The following is a 17,632-nucleotide window of genomic DNA, read 5'->3' on the forward strand; positions in this document are numbered from 1 at the left end:
TCGTTCATCCCCTGTTTTACACCTTCTCGGACTCTTCTTCGAGCCGATCCATCTCAAACAGTCGCGCCAGCTCGGTACGGGCTTCCTGGGCGGTTTGCATGACCTTGGCGGCGTCGTCGTACACCGCGTGCTGCGCGGCGAGCACTTGCAGGTCATGGTTTTTGAAACGGGTGATGCGTGCATCGGCCTGGGCCTGGGTCAAGCCTAGGCCGACCAGGGTGCGGCGGCTCATTTCCAGGCTGGAGTAAAACGTCTCGCGCACGGGTGAAGCGTCCAGGTCCACCAGGCGGTGGACGTGCTGCCGGTTCCGGGCGCGGGCGATGATTTTCATGTGCGGGTAGAGGTTGCGCACCCGTTCGGCGGTCTTGATGTTGATCTCCGGGTCGTCCATGGCGATCACGAAAAATTCAGCCTGGTCGACTTTGGCCGCGTGCAGGATCTCCGGGCGCTGCGGGTCGCCATAGAACACCGGCATGCCGCCGAAACTGCGGGTCAGTTCGATGGTTTCCACCGAGGTGTCGAGGGCGATGAACGAGATGTTTTGCGCGCGCAGGATCCGCGCCACGATCTGGCCCATACGGCCCATGCCGGCAATCACCACACGCGGCGCATCGCTCTCGATGGCGCGGTATTCCTCGGGTACTTCCACCGGTTTGACCTTGGGCTTGAACAGCTTCGGGCACACCAAGAGCAGCAGCGGCGTCACGGCCATGGACAGGGTGATGGTCAGCACCAGCACATCGTACAGATGCGGTTCGAACAAGCCTTGGTCGCGGCCGATCTTGAACACCACAAAGGCGAACTCACCGCCGGCCGCCAACACCACGCCCAGGCGCAACGCGCTTTCGCGGTTAAGGTCGCCAACCACCCGACCGACCGCGTACAGCAGCGGCAGCTTCAACCCGATCAGCAACAAGGTCAGGCCGATCACCACCAGCGGCGAGCTGAGCAGCAGGCTGAGGTTGGCGCCCATGCCCACACTGATAAAAAACAGGCCGAGCAGCAGGCCCTTGAACGGCTCGATCTGCGATTCGAGTTCGTGGCGGTATTCCGAGTCCGCCAGCAGCAGCCCCGCGAGGAACGCGCCGAGGGCCATCGACACACCCACCAGCTCCATTAGCCAGGCGGTGCCGATCACCACCAGCAGCGCGGTGGCGGTAGACACTTCGCGCAGGCCGGTTTTGGCGACGATGCGAAACACCGGGCGCAACAGGTAGCGCCCGCCAATGATGACCACGGCGATGCTGCCGAGGATCTGCAACACGTGTTGCAGGCCCTGGGCTTCGGTGGTCGGGTGATCGCTGCCGGCCAGCAGCGGCACCATGGCAATCAGCGGGATCGCGGCGATGTCCTGGAACAGCAGAATCGCAAACGCCAGGCGCCCATGAGGCTGGTTCAGCTCCTTGCGCTCGGCCAGGCTTTGCAGGCCGAACGCCGTGGAGGACAGCGCCAGGCCCAGGCCCAGCACAATCGCGCTGTTCCATGACTGGCCAAACAGCCACAGCGCCACCACGCCCATCACCAAACCCGTCAACAACACCTGGGCCAGGCCGACGCCGAACACCGCCTTGCGCATCACCCACAAGCGCTTCGGCGACAGCTCCAAGCCGATGATGAACAACAGCAACACCACACCCAATTCAGAAAACTGCGCCACGCTTTGCGGGTTGCCGATCAGGCCCAACACCGACGGGCCGATGATCACACCGGCGAACAGATAGCCCAGCACCGCGCCCAGTTGCAGACGCTTGGCCAACGGTACGGTCAGCACGGCGGCGAGCAGAAACACCACGGCTGCTTGTAACAGGTTGCCTTCATGGGGCATTGCGAACTCCAGGCTCTTTAAAGCGAATCGACAGGGCGCCATTAGAGCGCTTTTTAACATTTAGAAACTTGTATTTTTGTCGCGAGAATCAATGGATGTTGGCTGTAATCCCATTCTTACTGAGGGTTTACGAAAGTATTAATACCATTTAATTCAATGACTTTTCCGTAGGTCTACTACCGTTTCGACAAACTAGATCAGTTGTCGCCACGGTCAGGTATTTCGAATTTGATGCGTGCGGGTCACGAGTGTTGGGCTTCTGCGCATTCATGGATGAAAAGCTTGAACCACGAAGGAGTGTCACGTGGAAAGAAGACTTGCTGCTGCCGGTGTGTCGCGTATTGCCCCCCTGAATATGGCCATTCGACTGGGAATCGTGGGGTTGATGGTGGGCCTGGCGAGTCCCGAGGCCTTGGCCACCTGTTCCACGGCGGGGTCTACCGTGACCTGCACGGGCGTGCCGAGCCTGCCGCTGTTTCTCAACAACTTCAGCAGCGCCACCAACGGCTTGACCGTGAACGTCAACGCCGGCGCGCAGATGAATGCAACGCTGGGCGGCCACGTGATGGACCTCACCGGCGTCAACATCAGCTTGAACAACTCCGGCACCCTGGACCCGGCCCTTTTGGGCCTGGTGTCGGTATTGAGCGGCGGTGCCTTCATCGGTACGGGGGCGACGAGTACGGTCAGCGTGCTCAACAATGCCAGCGGCATCATGCGCGGCACCGGCATGTTGCTCGGGCTCAACCTGTCGAGCATCGGCGGCCTGGCACTGGCGGTTAACAACGCGGCCGCCGGCACCACGAGCATCACCAATAACGGCACGATTACGTCCACCGGTTTGTCGGTGGGCGGCATTACGCTGGCCGACACACCAGTGGTGGGCGTATACGGCGGCTCTCAGGTCAATATGGTCAACGGCGCCACCGGCGTCATCAACGGGCGGGTGGCGTTCGAAACCTCCGCTGCGGGCAACACGTTTACCAACGCCGGTGCAATCACGGGCGGCGTGTCGATGGGGGCGAGCAGCACCAACACGTTTACCGCGGTTACCGGCTCCAGCGTCAGCGTCGGTGACGGTGTCCAAATCAGCGTGGGCTTGGGCGGGCTGATTGGCATCAACTTGACCTTTGGCCCTACCGGCACGGTAGATGGCGGGGCAGGGGGCACCAACTCGCTGATCCTGCAGAACCCGGTCGGCGTCGGCGGCGGCACCACCGGTGTCGGCACGGTGTCGAGCGCCAACTATATCAACTTCAACAACCTGACCCTCAACAGCGGCACCTGGACGCTGCAAGGTCCTCTGGTATCGGGCAGCACCACGCTCAATGGCGGCATAGCGCAGTTCAACAATAATGCGACGTTTGGTAGCGGCGTGCTGACCTCCAACGGCGGCATTCTGCAGGCGGGTAACGCGGGCTTGAACGTCAGTAACCTGGTGGCCCTCGGCGCTGGCGGCCTCACCGTACAGGGCACCAACGCCACGACGTTGTCCGGGGTGATCTCAGGCTCCGGCGGCTTGACCAAGGTTGGCTCCGGCCAACTGTCGCTGACGGGCGCCAACACTTATCTGGGCAACACCACGCTCAACGGCGGCACGGTGCAACTGGGCAACAACCAGGCCTTGAGTACCGGCACGATTACGTTCACGGGTGCGACGTCACTGTCGGCGCCCGGTACGATCAACCTGAACAACCTGATCACCCTCAACGGTGCCATGACGGCCACCGGCACAGGCGCACTGACCCTGGCGGGCGCGATCAGCGGCGCATCGGGCATCAGCAAAGGCGGCACCGGCAGCCTGACCCTCAACGGCGACAACAGCAGCTACACCGGCACCACCAGCCTGGGCGCCGGCACCTTGGTGCTGGGCAATGGCAACGCCCTGGGCAGCGGTGCGTTGAGCGTGACCGGCGCTGCCAACCTGGACGCCAGTGGGGCGTCTGCTCTGACCAATAACGTGGCCCTGGCCGGCGACCTTACCCTGACCGGGACCAACCCGCTGACCCTGAGCGGGTTGATGTCGGGGACCGGTGGCTTGATCAAAACCGGCGCAAGCCTGCTCACCGTGACCGGCAACAACACCCGCACCGGGATCACCTCGCTTAATGGCGGTGGCCTGGTGGTCGGTTCCAATACCGCTTTGGGCTCGGGCGCGCTGAATACCGCAGGGGGCACCTCGCTGGATGCAAGCACGGCCGTCACCCTCGGCAACGCGGTCGGTCTGACGGGCGAATTGACGCTCGGCGGCACTCAGGCGTTGGGCCTGGGCGGCATCATCTCCGGCACCGGCAGCCTGATTAAAAACGGCACGGCTGCCTTGAACCTCAGCGGCGCGAATACCTTCACCGGCAACACCAGCCTGAATGCCGGCTCGCTGGTACTGGGTAACAATACGGCCCTTGGGGTCGGCGGCACGCTGAGTACGGCCAACAACACCACGCTGGATGCCAGCAGTGCAATCAGCCTGAACAACGGACTGGACCTGACCGGCAACCTGAATATCGGCGGTACCAGTAACCTTGGTTTGACCGGCACCGTCAGCGGCGCAGGCGGGTTGACCAAGAACGGCACGGCCGCCTTGATTCTCAGCGGTGCCAACACCTTCCTCGCCGGCACCATCCTCAACGGCGGCACGTTGAACGTCGGCAACGATCTGGCCCTGGGCACTGGCGCGCTGAGCGTGACCGGCACGTCGACGCTGGATAACAGTGCCGGCATCAACCTGGCCAATGCCATCAATTTGGGCGCCAACCTGACGTTGGCCGGCACCAACCCACTGACCCTGAACGGGGTGATTGATGGCGCCGGCGCATTGATCAAAAACGGCGCCTCCAGCGTGGTGCTCAGCGGCGCCAACACCTTCCAGGGCGGCACCACCTTGAATGCCGGCACCCTCACGTTGGGCAACGCGGCCGCGCTGGGCACCGGTGGCCTGACCGTGGGCGGCGCGGCTACCTTAAATAGCAATGCGGCGCTTGCCGTCAATAATGCGATCACCCTCAATGCCAACCTCACGGCAGGCGGCACCAACGCACTGACCCTCGGCGGCATCATCAGCGGTGCGTCGGGTTTGATCAAAACCGGTGCGTCGAGCCTCACCCTCAGTGGCGCCAACACCTACAGCGGCACCACTGCGCTGAACGCCGGCACCCTGATTGTCGGCTCCGACACCGCGCTGGGCAGCGGGGCGTTAAATGCGGCGGCGGGGACCACGCTGGATGCCAGCGTTGGCGTGAACCTGGGCAATAACATCAACCTGGGTGGCAACCTGACGGTGGGTGGCACCAACGCCTTGACCTTGGGCGGTGCAATCGCAGGCATCGGTGGCTTGGTCAAGAACGGCGCCGCCGACCTGGTCCTCAACCACGCGAACAGTTACCTGGGCAACACCGCGCTGAATGCCGGCAAGCTGGTGGTCGGCGCCACAGGCGCGTTGGGTGGCGGCACATTGAGCACCGCGGCGGGCACAACGTTGGATGCCAATGCGGCTGTGACCTTGGCCAACGCGGTGAACATTATCGGTAACCTGGGCATCGGTGGTACTGCTGACCTGACACTCGCGGGTGTTGTGAATGGCGCAGGCAGCCTGACCAAAAATGGCGCAGCCAACCTGATTCTCAACGGCAACAATGGCTTCCTGGGCGACACCACCCTTAATGCGGGCACCCTGACCGTCGGCACCAACGCGGCCCTGGGCCTTGGTAACCTGATCGTCGCTGGCGCCGCGACCCTGGACAGCAACGCGCCTGTCTCGCTGGCCAATAACGTTGCCTTGAATGCAGGCCTGAGCGTGGGCGGCAGCAATGGGCTGACCCTTGGCGGCGTTGTCAGCGGCGCCAGCGCCTTGATCAAGAACGGCGCGGCCAACCTGACGCTTAACGGCAACAACACTTTCAGCGGCGGCACCACACTGAATGCCGGGACCTTGACCCTGGGCAACGCCAATGGCTTGGGCAGCGGTGCACTGACCGTCGGCGGCGCGGCGACGTTGGACAACAGCGCAGCCTTCGGAATCGGCAACGCCATTGCGCTCAACGCCGACCTGAGCATCGCCGGCAACAACGACTTGAGCCTGAACGGTGTGATCAGTGGCGCCGGCAACCTGATCAAAAATGGCCTGGCTGACCTGACCCTGGCCGGCAACAATACCTTCACCGGCGGCGTGGATGTACTGTCTGGCAGCCTCACGCTGTTGAATGCCAATGCCCTGGGCAATGGGCCCGGCGCCAGCGTCAGCGCAGGTGCGAGCCTGCAGCTTGGGGTTGACGCCAACGTGGCCAGTTTGAGCGGTGCGGGTGACGTGCAGGTCGGCGGCAACCTCCTGACGGTTGGCGGCAACAACGGCACCAGCACCTTTGACGGTGGAATCAGCGGTACGGGTGGGCTGATCAAAGTCGGCACCGGTACGCTCAACCTCACCGGCATCAACGGCCTCACCGGCAACACCGCCATCAATGCAGGCACCTTGAACCTCAGTGGTTCACTGGGCAGCAGCCAGATCAACGTCAACAGCGGCGGTACGCTGACCGGCACCGGCTCGGCGTTGGGGGGTGTGAACGTCAACAATGGCGCGCACCTGGCGCTGAGCAGCGGCAATACGCTGTCGGCCGGTTCCTTGGTGCTGGCTTCGAGCGCCAATCTGGATGTGGCGCTGGGCACACCGTCCACCACCTCGCTGCTCAACATCGGCGGCAACCTGACCCTCGATGGCAACCTGAACGTGACGGATGCCGGTGGGTTTGGCGTAGGCGTCTACCGCCTGATCAACTACACCGGCGCCTTGACTGACCTGGGCCTGAATGTGGCCGGCGTGCCGGTGGGTTACGCCCTGGGCGACCTGGCGGTGCAGACCGGTGTGGCGAACCAGATCAACGTCGAAGTCTCGGCACCCAATACCATTATTCGTTACTGGGACGGCAGCCAAACCATTCCCAATGGCAGCGTCGATGGCGGCAGCGGTACTTGGACCAGCGCGGGCACCAACTGGACCAATGCCAACGGCACACTCAACCAAACCTGGGCCAGCGATTTCGCGGTATTCCAGGGCACGGCGGGCACGGTCAGCGTGGACGGCCCGCAAACCTTTACCGGTATGCAATTCGTCACCGACGGCTACAACCTGGTCAATGGTGCTGCCGGGCAACTGACGGCTGTCAACGGCAGCGGCGGCAACGTGGCGATGCGCGTCGACCCCGGCGCCACGGCGACCATCGGCGTCAACATCGACGGCGCGGGCACCCTGGCCAAGCTGGATGCGGGCACCTTGGTGCTCAGCGGCGCCAATACCTACACCGGTGGCACCTTGCTCAATGGCGGGAAGCTGGTGGTGGGCAGCAACACGGCCCTGGGCGTGGGCCAACTGACCGCTGCGGCCGGTACAACCCTGGACAGCAATGCCGCGATTACGCTGGGCAACAGCGTCATCTTGAACGGCAACCTGACGGTCGCGGGCAGCAATGGGCTGACCCTCAATGGTGTGATTGGCGGCACCGGTGGGCTGATCAAGAACGGCGCAGCCGCCCTGACGCTGGGGGGTAATAACACCTTCCTCGGCCCGGTGGCCTTGAATGCGGGTGGGCTCATCCTGGCGTCCAACACGGCGCTGGGCAGTGGCGTCTTGAATGCGGCGAACGGCACCACGCTGGACGCCAGCACCCTCGTCAGCGCCAATAACACGATCAACCTGGCCGGCAACCTGGGGATCGGCGGCACCGCCGACCTGACGCTGGGTGGCGCGATTAATGGCGCCGGCAGCCTGAGCAAAAATGGCGCGGCCAACCTGACCCTCAACGGTACGAATGCCTTCCTCGGTGGCACCACCTTGAACGCCGGCACACTGACCCTGGGCAATAACTCGGCGTTGGGCCTGGGTAACCTTACGGTGGGCGGTGCTTCGACGTTGGACAACAACGCGGTGCTGAGCGTGGGCAACGACGTGGTGTTGAATGCCAACCTGGGGTTCGCCGGCAGCAATGACCTGACCTTGGGGGGTGTACTCAGCGGGGCCGGTGGCCTGGCTAAGAACGGTACGGCCAATGTGACCCTTAATGGTGCCAATACCTACAGCGGCGGTACGGCGTTGAACGCCGGTACGCTAACCGTCGGCAACGCCACGGCGCTGGGTTCGGGGGCGTTGACGGTGGGTGGCGCCGCCACGCTGGACAACAGTGTGCCGCTGGTAATGGCCAACGCCATTAACCTCAACGGCGACCTGAGCGTGGCCGGCACCAACAACCTGACCCTGGCCGGCGTGCTCGCCGGTAACGCAGCACTGATCAAGAACGGCGGTGCCGACCTGCTGCTCAGTGGCAACAACACCTTCACCGGGCCCTTGAATGTGCTGGGCGGTAGCCTGACCACGGTGGGCAATGGTGCGCTGGGCAGCACGTCCGGCGTCACCGTGGGCACGGGTGCCAGTCTCAACCTGGGCGGCAATGCCAGCCTGAATACACTGGCAGGTAACGGCGTGGCTCAGGTGGCGGGCGGCAGTACATTGGCGGTGGGTGGCAGCAACCTCAACAACACCTTTGACGGTGCGTTGACCGGTGCCGGCAACCTGGATAAAAACGGCAGCGGTGTGCTTAACCTGACCGGCACCAATGGCATCAGCGGCGCCGCCAACGTCAACGGCGGCACCTTGAATGTCAGCGGCTCGCTGGCCAGCGGCACCGTGGCGGTGAACAACGGCGCCACGTTGGCCGGCAGCGGCTCAGTGGCGGGCGCGGTGACGGTGGCCGACGGTGGGCATATCAGCCTGGCTACCGGCAGCGCGCTGTCGGTGGGCTCACTGGTGCTGGGCGGCAATGCCAACCTGGATGTCGGCCTGGGCACGCCCGTGGTCGGCGGTGGCAGCGGGCTGCTGAACGTCGGCGGCGACCTGACCCTGGACGGCAACCTCAATGTCACCGATGTCGGCGGCTTTGGCAGCGGCGTCTACAACATCATCAACTACGGCGGCGCGTTGACCGACAACGGTCTGACCCTCGGCACGCTGCCAGGCAGTGTGACCCCAGGCGACGTGCAGGTGCAGACCGCCGTCAGCAACAAGGTCAACCTGCTGGTGACGGCGCCCAACACCACCGTGCAATTCTGGGATGGCGCCAACCTGCTCGGCAACGGTGCCATCGACGGCGGCAGCGGCAGTTGGGGCACCGGAACCACCAACTGGACCAACGTCGACGGCAGCCTCAACCAGAGCTGGGCTAACAGTTTTGCGGTGTTCCAGGGCACGGCCGGTACTGTGACCGTGGACGGCACGCAAAGCATCACCGGCATGCAGTTCGTCACCGATGGCTATAACCTGGTCTCCGGCACGGCGGGCGTGCTCAACCTGGTGAATGGCGGCACCGGCAACACCGCGATCCGTGTCGACCCGAACGCCACCGCCACCTTGGGCGTAACCCTCGGCGGCACCGGCACTCTGGCCAAGCTCGACAGCGGCACCCTGGTGCTCAACGGCAGCAACACCTACACCGGCGGCACTGCGCTCAATGGCGGTACGCTGGTGGTCGGCAGCAACAGTGCACTGGGCACGGGCGCGCTGACCGCGGCTGCCGGCACCACCCTGGACAGCAACGCTGCCGTTACGCTGGGCAACGCTGCGGTACTCAATGGTGCGCTGGCCATCGGCGGCAGCCATGCGCTGACGCTCAATGGGGTGATCAGCGGCAACGGCAGCCTGCTGAAAAATGGCGCGTCGACCGTGACCCTCAACGGCGCCAATACCTACAGCGGCGGCACCGGGCTGAATGCCGGTCAACTGATCCTCGGCAACAACGCCGCGCTGGGCACCGGTGCGCTCACCGTGGGCGGCGCCGCCCAACTGGACGGCAGCACCGACCTGCAACTGGCCAACGCGATCAACCTCGGCGGCCCGCTGACCCTGGCCGGCAGCCATGACCTGGCCCTCAGCGGCGTGGTCAGCGGCACCGGCAGCCTGGTGAAAAACGGCAACGGTGCGCTGTTGTTGACCGGCGCCAACACTTACAGCGGTGGCACCACACTCAACGCCGGCACCACCAGCGGCAACACCTCCAGCCTTCAAGGGGCGATTGCCAACAACGCGACCTTGACCTTTGAGCAGGCCGCCAACGGCACTTACACCGGCAACCTGACCGGTGCTGGCGTGTTGAATAAAACCGGCACCGGCGAGTTGCTGTTGACCGGCAACAACACCTTCACCGGCAACACCAACGTCAACGCCGGCAGCTTGCTGGTCAACGGCACCTTGAACAGTGCGGCGGTACAAGTGGCCAGCGGCGCGACCCTCGGCGGCAGCGGCACCCTCGGCGGTGCCGTGAACATGGCCGATGGCTCGATCCTCAAGGCCGGGGCGGCGACGCCTTTGTCGGTGGGGTCGCTGGCGTTGTCGTCGGGCACCACGCTGGATTTCGCCCTCGGTGCACCGGGTGCGTCCACCACGGCGGTGAATGTCGCGGGTAACCTGACCCTGGATGGCACCCTCAACGTCACTGACGCCGGCGGCTTTGGCATCGGCGTTTACCAACTGTTCCGCTACGGCGGCAGCTTGACTGACAACGGCTTGACCGTTGGCTCGCTGCCCGTCGGCCTGGGCAACGTAGCCCTGCAGACCTCGTTGGCCAACCAGCTCAACCTGCTGGTGCAAACCACGCCAGGGCAAATCCAGTTCTGGAACGGCGGCGTCACCAACCCGGATGGCACCATCACCGGTGGCAGCGGCACCTGGGGCCCAGGCACCAACTGGACCGACCCTACAGGCACCCAGGGTCAGGTGTCGAACAACCAGTTTGCGGTGTTCGCGGGGCAGGGCGGCACCGTCACCGTGGTCGGCAACCAAAGCTTCACCGGCCTGCAAGTGCTGGACGCTGGCTACACGCTGACGGCGGGTGCCGGCGGCACGTTGACGCCGACCGGCACGGCGGCGGTACGCATCAATTCGGGCGTCACCACCGAAATTGCCGCGCCGATCGTCGGCACCGGCAGCATCGACAAACTCGATGCGGGCACCTTGTTGCTGACCGGCGCCAATACCTACAGCGGAGGCACCACCGTCAGCGGCGGTACGCTGGCCGGTAACACGCTGAGCTTGCAAGGTCGGTTCCTGAACAATGCGCGCATGCTGTTTGTGCAGAACACCAATGGCACCTTCAACGGCAGCCTCGCCGGCACCGGCACGGTCACCAAGCAGGGCACAGGCGCGCTGTTGCTGACTGGCAACCAGCCGTTCAGCGGCACTGTGGCGGTCGACCAAGGCGTGTTGCAGGTCGGCAATGCGGCCAACCCCGGCACGGTGCTGGGCGGGCAGGTGACGGTGGCCAATGGCGCAGGCCTGACTGGCAACGGCAGTGTCGGCTCGCTGGTCAACAACGGCAGCGTCACCCCCGATGGCGGCAAGCTGACGGTGGCCGGTAACTTCACCAACGCCAGCACGGGCGCACTCAACTTGGTCATCACGCCTTCGGTGACCGGCTCCCTGGCTGTCGGTGGTACGGCCAACCTGGGCGGCACCTTGAATGTGATCAACCTGGCGCCGTACGCCGGCCCGACCACCTACACACTGCTGACGGCGGGCGCGGTGAACGGCACCTTCAGCACTACCAATCTGGAGAACCTGGCGTTCCTCACCACGTCGTTGAACTACAGCGCTACTCAGGTAGCGTTGGCGGTCAGCCGTAACAATGTCAGCTACGCCAGCGTGGCGGCTACGGGTAATCAGCGTGGCGTCGCAGCGGCATTGGGCAGTGGGGCCGCAGTGGGCGGGGTGGCGGTGCAAAATGCACTGCTCAACGCCGATGCGGCCGGGGCGCGGGCGGCCTTCGACAGCTTGTCCGGCGAGATCCACGCCAGCACTGCCAGCGCCCTGCTTGAAGATTCGCGTTACATCCGTGACGCGGTCAATGAGCGCCTGCGCCAACCTGGCTGCTACCGCGAGGACGACCCGCGCAACAGCTTGGCGCCGAGTGAAAACCGCCTGAGCAGCGCCGGTTGCCATGGCGAGATGGTCGGCTGGATGCGCGTGCTTGGCACCTGGGGCCACATGGGCGGTGACAGCAACACCGCCAAGCTGGACCGCAACCTCGGCGGCTTCCTGCTCGGCACCGATAAACAAGTGGATGACGCCTGGCGCGTCGGCGTGGCCGCCGGCTACACCCGCAGCGACCTGGACGCCAAGCGCCGCAGCTCCAGCGCCGACGTCGACAGCTACCACTTGATGGCCTACACCGCGTATCAGCAAGAAGCCTTCGCCGCACGCATGGGCGTGGCGTACAGCTGGCATGACATCGAAAGCAAACGCGACGTGGCGGTGGGCGGTGAAGGCCAACGCCTCAAAGCCGACTACAAGGCACGCAGTGCGCAAGTCTTCGGTGAAGTGGGTTACACGATTGAAACCGGCGGCGTAGCCCTGGAGCCTTTCGCCGGCCTGGCCTACGTCAACTACGACAGCGACACAATCAAGGAAAAAGGCGGTTCGGCAGCCCTGCGCGGCGATGCCGACCAGGACGTGACCTTCTCGACCTTGGGCGTGCGCATCGGCCAGACCATCACCTTGGGCAACGGCTCGAAAATCACCCCGCGCGGCAGCCTGGGCTGGCGTCACGCGTTCGGTGACACCAAGCCTGATGCCGACCTGAGCTTTATCAACGGCGGCGCTTCGTTCAGCACCCAAGGTGTGCCGATCGCCAAGGACAGCGCGGTGGTGGAAGCGGGTGTGGATTACCAGATCAGCCAGAACGGCAAGCTGGGCCTGGGCTATTCGGGGCAGTTGTCGCGTAATGACAAGGACCACGCGATGACGATCAGTTTCTCCCTCGGTTTCTGATCAAGGCCGAGCACCTTTAACCGCCCGAAAGGGCGGTTTTTTTTGCGCTGGTTTTTGATGACCAACGCAGCTGCAGGCTCTTTGTGGCGAGCCCGCTCTCCACGGGTATACCAAGCTGAATGAGGGTTGTCGTTGTTCTATCCGCATTATTTAGGTTCATGGACAATACACCTCTTCCCCCGCTCAATAGGCCACGCCCGTGAACCAACTCCTCGCCATGCGCGCCTTTGTCCGTGTTGTCGACACCGGTTCATTCAGCCGTGCGTCCGACCAGTTGGCGCTGCCGCGCTCCACGGTCAGCAAACTGATCACCGACCTTGAGCAACACCTGGGCATCAAGCTGATGCATCGCACCACTCGCGCCTTGGCGCCGACGCTTGAAGGGCTGGAATACTATGGCCATGCCCGGCGCCTGGTGGCTGAGCTGGATGAGGTGGACAGCGCCGCGCGCGGGCAAATCCTCAAGCCGGGCGGGCACCTGCGGGTCGATGCGCCGGCGTCATTTGCCAACTGCCTGTTGATTCCGGCGCTGGTGGATTTCCATCGTGAGTATCCCGATATCACCATCGCCTTGGGCATCAGCGACCGTGCGGTGAATATCGTCGGGGAGGGCGTCGATTGTGTGATTCGTGCCGGCAAGTTGGACGACATGGCGATGATCGGGCGCAAGGTGGCCGACCTTGAATACCTGACCTGCGCAGCGCCCAGTTATGTGCAGCGCAGGGGCTTGCCGAAGTCGCCCGAAGACCTGCAGAACAACCACCTCAAAGCCGGCTATTTCTTTACCGGCTCGGGCAAGCCGGAGCCGCTGATTTTTGAAAAAAACGGGCAGCGTGTCGAAGTCAACGACTGCGCCTTTTCCACCAATGAAGGCAACGGGCTCAAGGAAATGCTGATCGCCGGGCTGGGTGTCGGGCAGCACTTTAAATCCATCGTGCAGTACTACCTCGACAGCGGCCAACTGATCAACGTGTTGCCAGACTGGTCACGCCCGGCCACGCCGTTGCATATCCTCTACCCACCGAACCGCCATCAAAGCGCCCGGCTCAAGGTGTTTACCGAGTGGGTGATACGTACCTTCGGTGTCAGGGAATAATCGCCGTCACGCGGATCTCTACGCGCATGGTCGGCAAGCCCAGGGCCTCGACGCCGACTTGTGTCCAGACAGGCGCATGGTCGGGCATGTACCGGCGGTACTGCTTGACCATCGCCTCGTTGACCGCCGCAGGGAAGCCGCCGACATGGTAGGAGTTGACGTGAATCACATGCTCCCAACCCGCGCCTGCGGTGGCCAAGGTGCGCTCCAGGTTATGGAAGGCCTGGGCGATTTCTTCGCCAAGGTCGCTGGGGATCTGGAACTCATCGTCCCAGCCGCCCTGGCCTGAGGTCTCCACGCGATTACCGATTTTCACCGCCTGGGAATAGTGCAGGTGTTCGCGCATGTAATCGCCGTAGCCTGGGGTGACGAAAAATTCGGGCTTGCTCATGGTGCTTCCTCGGTTCAGTACAAGACCCGGCGAAGGCTAGTGGAGCGAATGCGCGAACAAAACCCCGGGTTTATGCCATGACTATCCATCAATCTGCACAATTCGCTTGCGATAAAGCCCGATTGCCAAGCCGAGAATAATCACAGCCATCGCGATCAGGTTGGGTATGGACACGTGCTCGTCCAACATCAGCATCGAACTGGCAATGGCGAATACCGGAATCAGCAGCGACAGTGGCGCCACGCTCGATACGGGGTATGCCTTGAGCAGCGAATTCCAACCCCAGTAGGCAAAGTGTGTGGCCAGGTAAACCTGAAACAGGATCGACAACACGACGGTCAGGTCGAGGCTGTCGGGCAAGCGTGCAAAGGTGGCGTTGCCGTGCAGCCACCACGCCATGAGGAACAGTGGGATCGGCGGAAACAGGCTGGCCCACACCATGAACGAGAAGATTTCCTTCACCCCTGATGCCTTGATGATCACGTTGCCGACACTCCATGCCAGGGCACTGAACACAATGAACAAAACCCCAAGTACCGCGTGCTCGCCTGTCTGGTTGGCGATGATCCCTGCCAGGCCGATCAACGCGAGAACAGCGCCAACCCACTGCGCAGCACGGATCTTTTCCTTGAACAGCAGGTAGCCCCAGCCAAGCGTGAAAAACACGCTGAGTTGAATGATCAGCGAGGCGATCCCCGGGCTGACGCCGATATGAATGCCATAGTTGATCACGCCCCACATGCCCAGCCCGAAGATCACGCCGTAAGCGGCCACGTAGCGGAATTTGACGGCGGGGCGCCTGATGAAGAACACCAGTGGCAAGGCGGCGAGGGCAAAGCGAATGCCGGTGAGCGCAAACGGGTCGATTGAGCGCAGGCCCAGTTTGGTGATGGGAAAATTCAGCCCCCAGACCAACGTGACCAATAGGGCAAGCGCCAGATGTTTCTTCTGCATGGACGTTCCTTTGAGCCAGCGTCTTCAAAGGCGTGAATACTAGGGCGTAAAGTAATGGCCCGCTTGCCATGCCAGGTCGTATTTTGACAATATCGGGCCATGATGCCGACCTTTGATAACAACGACCCCGAAGCGCTGGTCACTTTGCGCGAATACCCCTCTGGCACTGTGTTCGCGCGGCATACCCACCCGCGCGGCCAATTTGCCTACGCCGCCACCGGCGCACTGAAAATGTTTACCGACCTGGGCAATTGGGTAGTGCCCCCGCAGCGTGCGATCTGGGTGCCGGGTGGTGTGCCCCATGAAATGCACATGCGCGGCGATGTGGTCATGCTCAATACCTACCTCGATGCTCAAGCGGCCGAGCGGGCAGGGCTGGGGGCTGGTTGCCAGGTATTCGAGGTGTCGCCCTTGCTCAGGCACTTGCTGGAAGCGGCGCTGGCCATCGAACCCACGGCAGTGGCCAGTGTGCGGCAGCACTGCGTCTTGACGCTGCTGATCGATGAAATTGGCACGCTGCCGGCATTGCCCCTCAGTGCGCCGTTACCCGGCGAGCCGCGTCTGGCGCGTGCTTGCCAGCGGTTTCTGGACGCACCTACGCAAGCCGTCTCCCTCGATGAAATGGCTGAGTGGTCGAACATGAGTCGACGTACCTTCACGCGTCATTTCCACGACAGCACCGGCATGACATTCGTGGCCTGGCGCCAGCAGGTCTGCTTGCTGGAAGCGACCGCGCGGCTCAGCCACGGTGCGTCGATCACCGAGGTGGCGTTCGCGCTGGGTTTCAGCAGTTCCAGCGCCTTTACCTCGGTGTTTCGGCGCAACCTGGGGGATTCCCCGGCGCGCTACCTGGCCAAATCCAGGGCGGCGTCACTGTTCTGAAAATGGCACACGTCGGTCAGGATTCACCTTCCCCAACGCCACGCTTTGTTACTATCGCCGTCCATCGTCACCAGGAGTCACCGGCCCATGCAACACCAGTGGGATGAAATGCACCGCACCCGCAAGCCCACGTTTGTACTGTGCGGCGAGCCTCAGGGGGATGTGCTCAATCTCTACGTTCACGGTTACTCGGCGTTCTTCAACCGCCAGCAACTGGGCAATTTCAAGCAACAATTGGCGAGCATCGAAGGCTCGACCAACCTGATGCTGTTCTGGCCGGCCGGGCACTTTCTGGAAAACCTGTTTGCGCCGTTCAAGGATGTGATGACCTCGATGCTCGGCGGTGGCGGCCTGGGTGCGGCGACGGTGGGCGTGGGCAAGGCGATTGCCTATTTCCTCGACCATTACAAAAGTGTCGAGGCGCGTGTCGATGAAGTGGCCAAGACCTTGTTGCCGGAGCTGGCCAGCTACCTGCACGCCGAGTCGCTGACGGTGCGGCGCATCAACCTGATCGGCCATTCCCTCGGCGTGCGCATCGTGGTCAAGAGTGTACTGGCCAGCCCCGAGGTGGCGCGCGAGCTGCCCTTGAACAACTTGTTGCTGATGGGCGGGGCGATCTGTACGTCCAGCCCGTGGGATCAAGTGTCGGCGCCGCTCAACGGGCGGGTGATCAACTGCCATTCCAGCAAGGACTGGGCGCTGGCCATGAAACCCGACACCGAGCGTTGTATTGGTCGCTACGCGATTGAGGTCACGCCGGCACTCAAGGCCAAGGTCACCAATGTGCACCTGACTACCTTCGACCATGCGGCTTATTGGCCGCAGTTGAAAACGGTGGTGCAATACACCGACCTGTTGCAGGAACGGCGCGGCATGATCCGCGCCGATCAGCGCAGCACTGAAGTGCGCTTTGCCGAAGAGGACGTGGAGCTGTTCCCCGCGTTGGTGCAGGCACGGCCGGACGAGCTGAAGTTTCTGGCCGAGTTGATGGCGCAAAAGCGCAGCGCGTCTATCGATGCCACTGTGCGCGAACCGTTGAAACTGGCCATCGAACTGCAGCGCATGGGCGGTGACAGCTTCATGAACATTGCCCGTGGCCATGGCGTGAGTTATCGCCAGATCGCCGAAGATGTGGCGCAGCGGCTGGGGATCAAGTTCGATGAACCGCTGGAAACCGTTTTACTGGCGGACATCGAAGCCCAGGTCGCCGAGAAACTGATCGAGCAATACAAAGACAAACTCAGCCGCGCCGACCGCCAGGCCTTCGACGCCGAACTCAAGGCTGCCGCGCAAAAAGAGCAGGGCTTGTTCAACCGCATCGACATTGGCCGCTCAGCCACCACCGCCTTGAGTGGCACGGCGTTAGCGGGGTTGACCGGGTTTATCGTGCGGCGCGGCGCCGCCACGGCGATTCCGGTGGTGGGCCAGGCATTGGCGGCGGCGATGTTGCTGGTCACGGGTGTGCGGGCGTTTTCTGGCCCGGCTTACTCGATTACCACGTTATCGGTGTTGATGGTCGGCATGATTCGCCAGCGCATGGAGCGCGAGGCGCTGAACCAGGAGCTGGACCTGGTGGTGCAGGTCGTGGACGCGTTTGACCTGCCTCGGGAGACGGTGATGCGCACGGTCGCGTCGGACTGATAAGCTGCGGCTCTGACTTGTGTGTTTGCCTGGGATACC

7 protein-coding genes are annotated in these 17,632 nt (G+C 63.1%); 4 read left to right on the top strand and 3 right to left on the bottom strand.

Annotated elements, in window-relative coordinates; all coding sequences use genetic code 11:
* Positions 1 to 16: 16 nt before the first annotated feature.
* The gene (locus ACA065_RS12470) at positions 17 to 1,825 is read right to left on the bottom strand and encodes a monovalent cation:proton antiporter-2 (CPA2) family protein (protein WP_497694772.1); all 1,809 of its coding nucleotides are present in this window, start codon (positions 1,823 to 1,825) and stop codon (positions 17 to 19) included.
* A 304-nt stretch (positions 1,826 to 2,129) separates the two neighbouring features.
* Between ACA065_RS12470 and ACA065_RS12475 the strand changes: the two genes are divergently transcribed.
* On the top strand, positions 2,130 to 12,629 hold the full coding sequence (locus tag ACA065_RS12475; RefSeq protein ID WP_497694773.1) for an autotransporter-associated beta strand repeat-containing protein: 10,500 nt from the start codon (positions 2,130 to 2,132) through the stop codon (positions 12,627 to 12,629).
* A gap of 199 nt (positions 12,630 to 12,828) precedes the next feature.
* On the top strand, positions 12,829 to 13,725 hold the full coding sequence (locus ACA065_RS12480; RefSeq protein WP_497694774.1) for a LysR family transcriptional regulator: 897 nt from the start codon (positions 12,829 to 12,831) through the stop codon (positions 13,723 to 13,725).
* Here ACA065_RS12480 and ACA065_RS12485 read toward each other — a convergent pair.
* Both ACA065_RS12485 and ACA065_RS12490 read right to left on the bottom strand, forming a co-directional pair.
* Positions 13,715 to 14,116: a RidA family protein gene (locus ACA065_RS12485; RefSeq protein ID WP_497694775.1), complete on the bottom strand. Its 402-nt coding sequence runs from the start codon at positions 14,114 to 14,116 to the stop codon at positions 13,715 to 13,717. The genes ACA065_RS12480 and ACA065_RS12485 overlap by 11 nt on opposite strands.
* Before the next feature lie 81 nt (positions 14,117 to 14,197).
* Positions 14,198 to 15,070 (bottom strand): EamA family transporter, encoded by an 873-nt coding sequence (locus tag ACA065_RS12490; RefSeq protein ID WP_497694776.1) that lies wholly within the window; start codon positions 15,068 to 15,070, stop codon positions 14,198 to 14,200.
* A gap of 99 nt (positions 15,071 to 15,169) precedes the next feature.
* Here ACA065_RS12490 and ACA065_RS12495 point away from each other — a divergent pair, with 99 nt between their 5' ends.
* Together ACA065_RS12495 and ACA065_RS12500 are read left to right on the top strand one after the other, a co-directional pair.
* Positions 15,170 to 15,952 (top strand): AraC family transcriptional regulator, encoded by a 783-nt coding sequence (locus ACA065_RS12495; protein ID WP_497694777.1) that lies wholly within the window; start codon positions 15,170 to 15,172, stop codon positions 15,950 to 15,952.
* 87 nt (positions 15,953 to 16,039) lie between these two features.
* Entirely contained in the window at positions 16,040 to 17,593 is a 1,554-nt protein-coding gene (locus tag ACA065_RS12500) for a DUF726 domain-containing protein (RefSeq protein ID WP_497694778.1), read from the top strand.
* Positions 17,594 to 17,632 lie beyond the last annotated feature (39 nt).

The organism is Pseudomonas sp. LBUM1640 (assembly GCF_059716225.1).